The 12,471-nt window shown below is 45.3% G+C and carries 11 protein-coding genes; all 11 read right to left on the reverse strand.

What is annotated here, in order from left to right; all coding sequences use genetic code 11:
* Positions 1-12: 12 nt before the first annotated feature.
* Entirely contained in the window at positions 13-2,532 is a 2,520-nt protein-coding gene (secA, locus tag D8877_RS01420) for a preprotein translocase subunit SecA (RefSeq protein WP_125340466.1), read from the reverse strand.
* Positions 2,533-2,822: 290 nt separating this feature from the next.
* Entirely contained in the window at positions 2,823-4,022 is a 1,200-nt protein-coding gene (locus tag D8877_RS01425) for an acetate/propionate family kinase (RefSeq protein ID WP_125340464.1), read from the reverse strand.
* A 133-nt stretch (positions 4,023-4,155) separates the two neighbouring features.
* The gene (locus D8877_RS01430) at positions 4,156-4,869 is read right to left on the reverse strand and encodes an MIP/aquaporin family protein (protein ID WP_125352167.1); all 714 of its coding nucleotides are present in this window, start codon (positions 4,867-4,869) and stop codon (positions 4,156-4,158) included.
* Positions 4,870-5,057: 188 nt separating this feature from the next.
* On the reverse strand, positions 5,058-5,591 hold the full coding sequence (locus tag D8877_RS01435; protein WP_125352170.1) for a GlcG/HbpS family heme-binding protein: 534 nt from the start codon (positions 5,589-5,591) through the stop codon (positions 5,058-5,060).
* 58 nt (positions 5,592-5,649) lie between these two features.
* On the reverse strand, positions 5,650-6,030 hold the full coding sequence (locus D8877_RS01440; protein ID WP_002896342.1) for a glycerol dehydratase reactivase beta/small subunit family protein: 381 nt from the start codon (positions 6,028-6,030) through the stop codon (positions 5,650-5,652).
* Positions 6,011-7,867 carry a diol dehydratase reactivase subunit alpha gene (locus D8877_RS01445; RefSeq protein WP_125352172.1) on the reverse strand — a complete coding sequence of 619 codons (1,857 nt, stop codon included), beginning with the start codon at positions 7,865-7,867 and terminating at the stop codon, positions 6,011-6,013. The genes D8877_RS01440 and D8877_RS01445 overlap by 20 nt, the downstream gene beginning before the upstream one ends.
* A gap of 98 nt (positions 7,868-7,965) precedes the next feature.
* Positions 7,966-8,481: a diol dehydratase small subunit gene (locus tag D8877_RS01450; RefSeq protein WP_125352174.1), complete on the reverse strand. Its 516-nt coding sequence runs from the start codon at positions 8,479-8,481 to the stop codon at positions 7,966-7,968.
* A gap of 30 nt (positions 8,482-8,511) precedes the next feature.
* Positions 8,512-9,180 (reverse strand): propanediol/glycerol family dehydratase medium subunit, encoded by a 669-nt coding sequence (locus D8877_RS01455; protein ID WP_125352176.1) that lies wholly within the window; start codon positions 9,178-9,180, stop codon positions 8,512-8,514.
* A gap of 11 nt (positions 9,181-9,191) precedes the next feature.
* Positions 9,192-10,853: a propanediol/glycerol family dehydratase large subunit gene (locus D8877_RS01460; protein ID WP_125352178.1), complete on the reverse strand. Its 1,662-nt coding sequence runs from the start codon at positions 10,851-10,853 to the stop codon at positions 9,192-9,194.
* Between the two features lie 21 nt (positions 10,854-10,874).
* Positions 10,875-11,606, reverse strand: coding sequence for a propanediol utilization microcompartment protein PduB (gene pduB, locus D8877_RS01465; protein ID WP_260468642.1), 732 nt, complete (start codon positions 11,604-11,606; stop codon positions 10,875-10,877).
* Positions 11,607-12,019: 413 nt separating this feature from the next.
* On the reverse strand, positions 12,020-12,469 hold the full coding sequence (locus D8877_RS01470; protein ID WP_002898196.1) for a EutQ-related cupin domain-containing protein: 450 nt from the start codon (positions 12,467-12,469) through the stop codon (positions 12,020-12,022).
* Between the last annotated feature and the right edge of the window lie 2 nt (positions 12,470-12,471).

Genomic DNA, 12,471 nt, shown 5'->3' on the forward strand with positions numbered 1-12,471 from the left:
TTCTTTTATGTTTTACTTTTTGCGGCCGTGGCAGTTCTTGAACTTCTTGCCAGAACCACATGGACAAGGGTCATTTCTCTTTACGTTAGACAAGTCTGTATTCTCAGGCATATTTGGCGCCTTAGCAGAGATATTGCGGGTAGCTGTTGTACTGATAGCCCGCTCTGTCCGTGGACGCTCTTGCTCATGAATCTGCGCTTTCATCATCAGACGAGTCACGTCAAACTCGATGGAGCCAATCATGTCGTTGAACATACGGAAGCTTTCTGCTTGATATTCGACAACTGGGTTATTTTGTGCATAACCACGTAGTCCAACAGCATTGCGCAACTGGTCAAGGGCGTCGATATGGTCAGTCCACTTGCTGTCCACCACGCGCAGAATCAAGACCTTCTGGAATTCACGCACTGCTTCTTCGTCTCGCAGCTTAGCAATCTGACTGTCATAGACTTCCAATGCACGTTCAAACAGATAATCTTTGATTTCTTGGTCAGACTTGCCTTCCAAATCGCTGTCTGAAATAGAATCTTCTGAAACTAAGTTATACTTAGCAAAGTTTAAAATTGCTTCAATCTTATCATCCTGATCAGAGTGGCTGCTGCCATCAACGATACGGTTGATAGTCCGTTTAATCATAGCATGGATTTCAGGACTGAGGTCACGGTCAGCAGTAATGACATCGTGGCGCTCAGCATAGATAATTTCCCGCTGCTCACGCATCACGTCATCATACTGCAAGACTTGTTTCCGCGTATCGTAGTTATTTCCTTCGACACGCTTCTGAGCTGCCTCTACCTGACGGGTCAGCATGCCAGACTTGATAACAGAATCTTCGTCACTAAGGTTCATTCGATCCAGCAGGGCTTTAATGCGCTCTGAACCAAAGCGGCGCATAAGCTCATCTTCCAGTGACAGGTAGAACTGTGACTCGCCTGGATCGCCCTGACGTCCTGAACGTCCGCGCAGCTGATTGTCAATCCGGCGACTTTCATGGCGTTCTGTACCAATAACGCAGAGGCCACCCAGTTCGCGAACACCTTCACCCAACTTGATGTCGGTTCCCCGTCCAGCCATATTGGTCGCAATGGTAACCGCCCCACGTTGACCGGCGTTCATGATAATTTGTGCTTCTTTATAGTGGTTTTTCGCATTGAGGACTTCGTGAGGAACCCCAGCTTCTACCAATTTCTTAGAAATATAATCACTGGTTTCAACCGCAACGGTACCAACCAGAACTGGCTGGCCTTTTTCATGACGCTCTTTAACATCCTGAACAACTGCCTTGAACTTAGAATCAATACTTGGGTAGAGCAGGTCAGAATGGTCAATACGTGCTACCGGACGGTTGGTTGGAATTGGAATAACACGAATGTTGTATGTTTCGCGGAACTCTTCTTCCTCTGTCTTAGCTGTACCTGTCATACCAGACAGTTTCTTATACATACGGAAAAGATTCTGATAAGTGATGGAAGCAGAAGTTTTTGTTTCTTCCTGAATCGGCACACCTTCTTTGGCTTCAATCGCTTGGTGGAGACCGTCAGAGTAACGACGTCCCTCCATTGTCCGACCGGTAAACTGATCGACAATCAGAATTTCCTGATCTTCACTGACCACATAGTCAATGTCAAGGAGCATGATGTAATTAGCTCGCAGAGCATTGTCGATAAAGTGAGTCAGGGCAACATTTTCAATATCGTAGAGATTGTCCAGCTTGAAATAGCTTTCCGCCTTGTCAATACCTGAGTCAGACAGACCAATCGTCTTAGACTGAACATCGATGATGTAGTCGTCCTTATCCAGTGATTTGACATAGTGGTCAGCCATATGATAAAGCTGGTTGGTATCTGAAGAAACCGGTCCGGATACAATCAATGGTGTCCGAGCTTCGTCAATCAAGATTGAGTCCACCTCATCGACCAAGGCATAGTTGAGTGGGCGCTGTACCATGTTTTCAGCGCGGACTACCATGTTATCACGCAGGTAGTCAAAGCCGATTTCAGCATTGGTTGAATAGGTAATGTCGCAGGCGTACGCTTCTTTCTTCTCAGATGGAGACTTAGCTGCCAGATTGATACCGACAGAAAGGCCCAGCCAAGAGTAGAGTTCACCCATTTCGGTCGCGTCACGCTCAGTCAGGTATTCATTAACTGTGACAACGTGTACTCCTTTACCTGCAAGGGCATTTAAGTAAACTGGCATTGTCGCAGTCAAGGTTTTTCCTTCACCGGTACGCATCTCTGGAACGTCACCATGATGGAGAACGATCCCTCCCATAACCTGTACCTTATAAGGGAAAAGACCCAACACTCGCTTAGCTCCTTCACGGACAACCGCAAAAGCTTCAAATAAGAGCTGATCTAAACTTTCGCCATCAGCATAGCGTTTCTTGAATTCTTCTGTTTTTGCCTGAAGTTCTTCATCAGACAAGGCTGCCATTTCGTCTTCATAAGCCAAGACCTTGTCAGCCATTTTTTCTAATTTTCTTAATTCACCTTTATCATTTTCAATGATAGTCTTTAAAATATTCGCCATTTTTTTCCTTACTATATAATAATCTTTCTGATTTTTAGAATGTTCTTTTCATTATAGCATGTTTTCCTATATCTTTCAAGAATGAAAAAAGCAAAAAAACTCCATCAGACTGTGCTTACAGAACTGGAAGATGGCAAGATATCTAAGCTAAAAAAGAAAAGGCAGAGGTCTTGCTCTGTCTTTTCAAATACGAATGATGCAAGGATAAATTAGTCTTCTTTTTCTTCTTAATAAAGAAAGCTGTTCCTGATAAGATCTATCACTCCTTGAACATTCTACCCCTCTTTTGGCTACTTAAATTCCAACAAGCGCATGGTATCTTGGGCAATCATCAGTTCTTCGTTTGTTGGAAGAATGAGAATTTTAGCCTGCGACTGAGAATTTTGAATAAAGAGCTGACCTTGCTCATTAGCTGCCTGATTTAAAGAAAGTCCTAAGCAATTGAGTTTTTGAACGACTAAGCTGCGAATCAAGGCTGAATTCTCCCCGATTCCAGCAGTGAAAACCAAGGCATCCAGGCCATCTAAATCTGTGATGTAGCTTGCAATAGTCTGAGCGATGCGGTTGACAAACATATTGACTGCTAGACTAGCTTTTTCATCGCCTCTGTCACAAGCTTCCAGAACATCTCTTAAATCATTGCTGAGCTGGGAGATTGCTAGCAGACCAGATTCTTTATTGAGGACATCGCTTAATTGCTGGGCTGATAATTTTTCCTGTTCCAGCAAAAAAGGAAGAATCATAGGGTCAATATCACCTGAGCGGGAGCCCATCATCAGGCCAGCTAAAGGGGTGAATCCCATCGAAGTATTGACAGACTGACCATTTTTAATGGCGCAGATACTAGCACCATTGCCCAAATGGCAATTGATAATCTTCAAATGCTCTGCAGTTTCTCCTTGCCCTTCCCAAATTTCCTTTACTTTTTGAGCAATATACTTGTGACTTGTTCCGTGGAAACCATACTTTCTCAAACCGTATTTATGATAGTAATCCCAGGAAAGAGGATAAAGATAATAAGCTTCTGAGAGGCTTTGATGAAAGGCTGTATCAAACACAGCCACTTGTCCTGTCTCCGGCAAGGCCTTTTGGAAAGCTCGAATCCCTACCAAGTTGACAGGGTTATGGCTAGGAGCTAGGAAGGACAGCTTCTCAATGATGGATAGCACTTGCTCGTCTATCAAAGCAGAATCATCAAAGGATTCTCCGCCATGGGCTACACGATGACCGACTCCATCTATCTCGTCCAGAGATGCAATCAGCTTCCGCTCCAAAAGAAAGTCAAGCAAGTAATCAACGGCAAATTGATGTGAAGGAATGGCCAGCAGTTCCTTTTCTTTTTGACCTTCAAATTCAATCTTAAAAATACCTTCCTTTAAGCCAATCTTTTCAAAAATTCCTTTCACCAAAAGGCTTTCATCAGGCATACTGAGCAGTTGAAATTTTAATGACGAACTGCCCGCATTAATCGCAAAAATTTTTTTAGACATATTTTTCTCCTGAGCAATGAAAACAGTGATTTTTTCAAATAACGTTTTTTGAAAACTGAAACTTCCCATTGCTGCTTGTTAGATAAATAAGCTAGCTTCAAATGGTCGGCTAGCTTATTTACTATTTTGTATATTACATAGCATTGACTGCCAAGACAGCCAAGACAGCGCCGATAGTCGGTCCTACAATTGGCACCCAAGCATAAGCCCAGTTTGCATCTCCTTTATTCGGAACTGGCAAGAGGGCATAAGCAAGGCGCGGACCGAAGTCCCGGGCTGGGTTGAGGGCAAAACCTGTCGTCGAACCCAAAGACAAGCCGACCGCCATAATGAGGAAGCCAACTAAGAGTGGAGTGAGTCCAGGCGTGATTTCGCCGTGCGTTATCATCAAAAGTGCAAAGATGAAGAAGAAAGTCGCAACGATTTCGCTAAGCAGATTAAATGCTGGATTCTGGATGGCTGGTCCAGTAGCAAATACGCCAACTGAGTTGCCTTCTTCTGCCTTGGTTTCTTTGAAATGGGGATAATAGAAGAGCACCACAATAGCCGCTCCGACAAAGGCCCCTAGAATCTGAGCGATGATATAGCCCACCACTTGCTCCCATGGGAAGATGCCACCCACCGCAAAAGCAATGGTGACAGCTGGGTTAAGGTGACCGCCAGTATTATAAAATCCTGCCGTATAGACACCCAAGGTCACTGCCAGGCCCCAACCAAATACAACGGTAAACCAATTGGGAGAGAAACCTTTTGCGATACTCTTATTAAGACTGATAGACGCTCCGATTCCATTCCCAAAAACCATCAGAACCATGGTGCCTAAAAATTCACCTAGATATTTTTCCATACTCCATACTCCTTCATTTCGAAATACTTTATACTCTCTCCTCTATATTGCTTCTACAGGGCAATATAGAGGATAAGAAAGCATAAGAGAAATGTGCTCGTAAAATAGGAGAAAATCCCTAGCACCAAAGCATGGATTGCAAGTGGTATTCTCTCCTCTGATATTATTTAATTAGCTAGCTTGCTTCTCTACAGTCCCACAGCATACTCAGCAATGGACTGGTCTTCTTCAGAACTTCCTCCGCTGACGCCGATACCGCCAATCATTTCTGACTGGCAATAAATAGGAATGCCACCAGCTAAACTAACAACCTTATTGTCAGTCATCGTTTCCAGCTGATAGAGCCACTGGCCAGGCTGAGTTAAAGGTGCTAGATCCTTGGACTGCATCCTCATGCCAACAGCTGTGTAAGCTTTCTTATAAGCCATATCGTTACTCACTAACAAGGCATCTTCCATACGATAGGTCATCACGACTTGTGCTGCTGAATCAACCACCGTTATCACGACGGCTAGTCCTAGCTCTTCAGCCTTGCGTCTGGCCCTTGTTACCAATTCCCAGGCATCCTGATAGATATTTGTGAAAAGAACAGGCTCTTTATCCAGTAAGGTTTGGCATCTAGCAAGGACTTTTTGGATAATGTTGTCTTGCAATTCTGAGTTTCCTTCCCAGCTTGATAGTTCTGGACTGCTGAGCTCGTCTTTCTCTCTATCTCTAGCCATCCATTTCACCTCTTTTCAGTAGTTAGCTCGGCCATCTTTTTGAATCGATCGGAACAAGTCAAAAAGATGCTTCTAACAGGTCAGATTTTTTAAACGGGACTCCCTTGACCAACCGCGCTGCATTTGAGCCAAACAGGCGCAAGACATGGTCTGGTATAGCGGAATAATCTTTGATACGATAGATAAATTTTTCAAGCGGCAAGTTACGATAATGGAGGACTGCGTCTCGCCCGTCACAGGCAATCCCTACTAAAAGCTGGGATTGAGTTGCAGCCACATGCGCTAGCGACACAGGATCGCTAAGTTCATCTGGGCTGACCAGACTAAATGGGATACCTTCCTCTTCGATACCGTAGCCGATTTGTGCCACCTTATCCGCAGGAGCATCGTCCGTAGCAATAAACCTAATGGTGGGCTTTCTAGTATAAGCTAATTCCATAGTCGACCCCCCATTTCTCTCTGACATAGGTCAAAATCAGTCCGGTCGCTACTGCATTTCGAGGTCCCACCAAGCCACGCACATTGCCTCGACCAGCTACAATGGCATGCTGAGAGAGGGCTTCGGTCACTAGCTGAGGTATTTCAAAGTCCAAAGCTGATCCACCTACGATGACAACGAAAGGAATGTCTCGAATATTCTGAGTAGGGCTGACACGCTTGAGAGCCCGAACCGCATTGATAACAAAGACTCTTTCCTTGGCTGACTGCCGAACGAGTTTGATTTTCTCGATAGAGTAGTCTCCGTCATCAATAGGAACAAATTCATCATTTTCCTTGACGATGACGACCCTGGCAAACAAATCTCCAGACAGAGGTTTGTCAAAAAATTGAACAGTGCCGTCTTCATGCCGGATATGGAAAAGACTTTCTACCTTAGCCAGAGGATATCGTTTGATGTCCTCTGCCAGATGATGATTTTCCAGTCCCAACTCCGAGTTGATCAGCATGGTTACCATATCACCGGCACCGGCTAGATGGACAGCCAAGATTTGACCCCTGCTATCAATAATGGAAGCATCTGTCGAGCCTGCTCCCAAGTCCAAAATAGCCAAGGGGCGATCCGTCCCTGGTGTAGTCAGGGCCCCGAGGATAGCTGATTCAGCTTCTGCTCCACCGATTTCTACAGTGATACCCAGCTCACGTTCGACTTCTTGGGCAATGATGGACATTTGCAGCTTGTCGGAATTTACCATAGAGGCGATACCGACAGCCTGCTCCATAGAAAATTCTCCTGCCACACCTCCGCGCACAGAAATCGGAGCAAAAGTATTGACGGCCAGTAAGTCACGGATATAAATGTCGGAAGGCTCTTTCTCGGTCAGGTCAGCCATGGTTTGGCGCACCTTCTCCAGCATGCCTCCAACATTGGTTCCCGCTTCTCCAACAACATTGCTAATCTCACCAGCATAGACGATTTTCTCCATAATCTCATCGGCACCCTTGGAAATATCCACCTTTAAGGTATGCTCCTTGCCGATAATTTGGATACTGCCTGCTGGAATCGTCCTAGCCTGAACATCACCTGCTGGTGTCTTAATTACGACAGCCGAGCGGTTGCCAATGAGGGCACGGGCAATGGGAACGATGCTTTTCGTCTCTTCTGCGCTCAAGCCGAAGACCGTCGCAATGCCATAGGGATTGGATAATTGGGAAATCACCTTTCCTTGCTCTACCACTTCAACAGCAGCTTGCATTCCCAAAGGAACCTTGTCGATAAAGAGAATCTCATCCACGATTGGAATCTTCTGGCTAATGCGGTTGTTGACCAGGACCCCATCATCCGCCTGCAGAATGGCAGCAGTAATCTGATAGCCCTTGGCTAGATAGGCATTGATCAGCTGGGCAACCAAGTCAAAATCAATGACCTTCGGCACTACTACGATGTATTTCCCATCAATCGGATGATGAACCAAGTCGAGAATATCCACTGTCAGTCCAATCCCCAATCCCAGACCGCCAGGAGTACGGGGATTATGACCTATCATGGTAGACTCAGTAATGACCGTCTCTGTGATAGTTTCCATGGCAACATCGCCGATAACAGGCGTCGCTTCATTGATCCGAATCAAATCAACTTGCCCCAACTCAAGCGGTGTTTGCTCCATCAATTTTCTCAAAGATTGATAAATCCCGTGGACATTTTCCTTGGTCCCCTTGATGCCTGTTGTATCCGCAATGGCTGAGGCAAGAAAGTGAATGCTTCCATCATCTTGCACTTCAGCTAAAGCAGACTCGGTCGAAGAATTTCCTATGTCTACTCCAATGATTCGTTTCACATTTTCACCTCCACCAAGATTAGGCTATTTGAGCAGCATTTATAAAAGCAGTGACAACAATCTTTTTTCAAACCCAAAATAGCCTTGATAAAACCGGATTAGTTGTCGCCTTTCAACTTCTTGCGGCGCTCATAATTTTCAGCAGCTTCTCTGACAAAGCCCGCACAGATAACAGCTCCATATTGGTTTTCCAATTCATTGGCAATGTCCAATAATTCCTGTTTGGAAGACCGGTACGGGCGCAGGGCATTGTAGATTTCCAGTACACGCGCATCCGGAACCTTGGTCAGTTCCGCAGCCCGAGAAAAGTTATACTGGATTGCTTCGCGGCCGGCATTCTTAGCAATTTCACCTTGCTTGATCAAAATCTCCGGCTTAATCCGCAAATCCTCTGCTTTTACATAGCCAGACAAGATATTTTCCAGTGTAATATCTTCGAATTTCTTATCCTGACCAACCTTTATCCAGTCTGGGTGTTTTTTAGAAATAGGATAATCAGCCGCTGTCGCTTCATCAGAACTGACAGGACGACTGGTTGCTCCTTGACTAGCTGAGCCGCTATCGCTTAGCTCGGCTAATATTTGTTTTACTAATGTTTCTACTGATTCACTCATTCTGATTTCTCCTTGTAGACATCATATGCATCAAATCACCTGACATTCATCAGCTGGTTTTCCTCTTTTAACCAGTTTCGTTTCCTTGATATGCAGCAAGGCTGAGTAGGCCTGGTACTTAGGACGAGCCATTTGGTCGTTAAGGGTTGGCACCGGATTTGGTGTTTCACCCTTAGCATACTTAGCAGCATTTTTACCAATCAAACGATAGGTTTCAGGAGTTAACAAAGGTGCCTGCGGGAAAAGTTCCAGATTACTGAGCGGTGGCAAATCACGTTGGTGAATAACCGTTGTTCCCTTAGACTGAACACCGATAGAAATGCCAGAACCAGACAAGTGGTCTCCTTCTACCGCTACAAAAGCAACGTCAGAAGAACGATAGACCTTGACAATACGAGCCTTGAGCCCTTCTTCTTCAATACCAGCCACCAGCTGACGCAACACTTCCGTATGAGGAATGTCCACCATCGTCTTCACCTGCTGTTCTCCAAAGGCAGGTCCAACTGCAATAACGACTTCATCCGTTGACTGGCTAGGCTTAGCCACACCAACTGTACGGATGACAGCTTTTTCATTGGACACAGGCTTTGTGACAGGCTTTTCGCTTGTTGCAGCAGCTGTTTCGTTGGTATTGGCGCTCATCTCTTTCATCACTTCTGCAATAATGGAGCGCAGTAAAGTTTCATTTATCTCTGTCATCTTAGCTCCTCCTATACATCACGCGGGTCAATCGCTTTAGGAATGTCTTTGACTTTTTCCCATTCTTCGCCGACCAGACGATGGCCTGTACCGACACCAACATAGTCATTCGGTGAATTCACCGCTGAAATAACATTCCAATCCCGATCAAAGATAGCAGATGTTTGCAGGAAATCCCCTGCTACACGTTGCTTGAACAAATTGAGCAACTCATTGGCAACTTCTGGGAAGCCATTATTAGCCAAGGCTTTGATCAAATCAGCCCCTTGAACGCCGCGTTCCAGAATACCTTGAGCAGCCTTGATGTCTTCAACCTTATCCCGCTCTGGCATATCTTTAGAGCCATGAGCATAGGTCGCTGCTTCGACTTCTTCGTCGGTAATCGGCGGCAGGCCCAAGCCTTTGAAAAGAGCTTGCATAACGCGTGCTGCCTTGTTCCGAACCTTGACAACTTCCTCTTCACGTACAGGACGAAGACCACCGTCTACCCGCAGGTCACGTTGCAGGACATTGTAGTCGTCAAAGTCTTCCGCATCCCAGTTAGAGCCGGCAAACATATTGTCATAGTTTGGTGTAGCAGAGTAGCCAGAGTTGATAAAGTCTGTACCTGGCGCAAACTGCATCAAAGTCCGAACAGAGCGACGTAAGTCTGAGTGAGTAAAGGTTTGGTCATTTGATGAAGCACATTCCAAATCCAGCATGCTGGCAATCAAGTTTTCAGCAACGACTGCTCGAATACCACTCGGAACAGCTGCTGGAATACCGATACAGCTTACTGATCCATTCTGAGTTCCTTGAACCCCAGCTGCTTTTGTTACATAGAGACAGCGAGCTTCCAGATAGAGCATGGACTTGCCTTCGGCTTGTCCCATCTGCACTTCAGACCCTGTACCGGAAGTGAAGCGCATCTTGAGTCCACGAGAGGCATAGGCTGAAGCCAGAAAGGCCTTGGACCAAGGTGTATCATCTCCATCGGTGAAAACATCTTCTGTACCATAAACAGAGATGGTCTCAGCATAGGCTGTAAAGCCACGCATCCCAAATTCTAGTTCTGTTGCTTCTTCCAAGGAACACTGAGTCAGCACCCCAGGACGGCCTACTTGTGAGCCAATCATCAGAGACAGGGCATTGAAAGGAGCATAACGCACTACGGCAACCGTTGTTTCTTGCTCTGCAAAACCACGCAGAGCTCCTTCAGCTGCATCTGCTGCAATCTGCACTGGATTATCATTGACATTAGTGACGTGGGCTTGAGTAGCTGTTTGCTTACGGGTCCGCATCTTTTGCAGACACATCATGATTTCCACGACATTCATCTGATTGACTACTTCAATGATTTTAGCTGGAGTCATGGCCTTGGTCAGCTTGATGATTTCTGTACGAGGTACACTCGGTGTCAATATTTTATTGGCAATCTCTCGTGAGTCCATCTGAATAACTTCTTCAGCCCGGCTCAAGTCAATCCCGTAGTTGGCAATGAACTGGTCAATCAGGTCAAATTCTTCTTTTGGTTTGCCGTCTAACTCAACCACTTTCCCATTTTGAATCTTGATACTGGGTTTAGGATCATTGGGGCTTTCCATAGCCACTAAACCTTCTTCAACCCATTCTTTTACAAATCCATCTTGGTTGATAGGGCGTTCGCTTAATACTTCAAAACGTTTGGATCTCATACCGTTTCCTCCCTCTCACTCTTAAATGTAAGATGGCTGTGAGTTGGTTGGCTCGTCACCCATACTGCCTAAAAGTGCCAGTCCAACTTCACGCGCTGAGATAACTGATTGTCTAACTGCTCCAGAATCCCCACTGATAAAGAGGATAGCTTCGTTTGAGTGGCTGGTACCACCATTTCCTGGAGAAGCATAGCCGACAACAGTAACATTAGCAGCCTTAACAGCTGTATCCGCCATAACAACACCAATAGCTGCAGGTGCTCCGACAATCAAGCCAAAGGCACGACCGTATTCAGCACCAAAGGCAGTCTGACAAGCATAGCTAGCACGCGCAGTATACTGGAGTTCAATATGCCCTGCATCATTAGCATAAACATCACCGAAGGTTCGATCCACTTCCTTCAAGGTTACTTCCACAGCTCGTCTGACATCTGATACATCCTCACCACCGAAGATAATCAAACTTCCGTGCCCAGCACCACCCTTAGTATCACGAGGCAGTTCGATTTTAACAATTTCTGTATTGGTTGCTTTGACCGCTTCATCTGCGGCCATAATATGAGGACCCGCACCGGTACGAGCACCGACTACACCAATTGAGCGATAGCTCTTTTCTAGCTTCATAGCATCCAGCACCTGCTGATCCACATTGGCAATGACAAGTCCAATTGTATCGCCTATCGGATTAATACCGACAAATTCTGTAATATTGCATTTGTTTTCCATAAGACAGCTCCTTTCGCTGACATATATTTTGAAGCGCTTACAATTTTAGGGAATAGGGAAATCAGATAAGAGGAGCACCATAACTATACACCTCTTTCTGATTCCTTTTTTTAACTTTTTTTGGGTCAAAAGAATAGATTATTCTAAGGTTTTCTGTTAAAATGAGTATGGTTGTTTTTTAAAAAGGAAGATTTTTCCGCGTTCTCCAAAAAAGCCTAACCAACTTTTTTAGGAATGCCAAGCTAAGCCTACAAGAAATATACTTGACAGGCCTTTCCCTTCAGAAATAACAATCGCAGAGACAGATAACAGATGATAAACTTTTCGCAGGGTTGCTCATCTTTTATCTGTTTTTTTATTTTCCATTATTACAGAATGGCAGGACAGCAGGCCGCTGTCCTGCCATTCTAGTAAATCTGATAGTTGAATCTTCCGACAAACTAGCCTTGCCAGTCAGCCGGATAGGTGACATAGATAAAGCGGGCCTTATCTCTGACAGAGAACTGAATGTCGCTGCCTTTAGGGATAAAGAGTACTTCGCCAGGGCCAGCTGTCATGACTTCGTCACCAACGATAATATCAAGACGCCCTTCAATAACATAGTCCACTTCATCATAGTCCAGATGCCAAGGGAAAGTTGTCTTTTCCATGGTCATCAGACCTAAGCCCAATCTTGGGCTTTCGTCTAAGGTCAGCAAGTCTCGTGTATAAACTTGATGGCTCGAATCACCTGTATCCAAGCGATCTTCTGGACGAACATCCAGACCAGGCAGGGCGATAGAAGCTACGCCTGCCTTGCTGACTTTTTTCCCACCATCTTTAGTGGCTAATTCTTCCAATAAAATCTTACGAACCAATGTTTCTAGGTCAGAACGATTAATATCTGCCATAC

It is taken from the genome of Streptococcus sanguinis (assembly GCF_003943735.1).
Classification (GTDB): domain Bacteria; phylum Bacillota; class Bacilli; order Lactobacillales; family Streptococcaceae; genus Streptococcus; species Streptococcus sanguinis_E.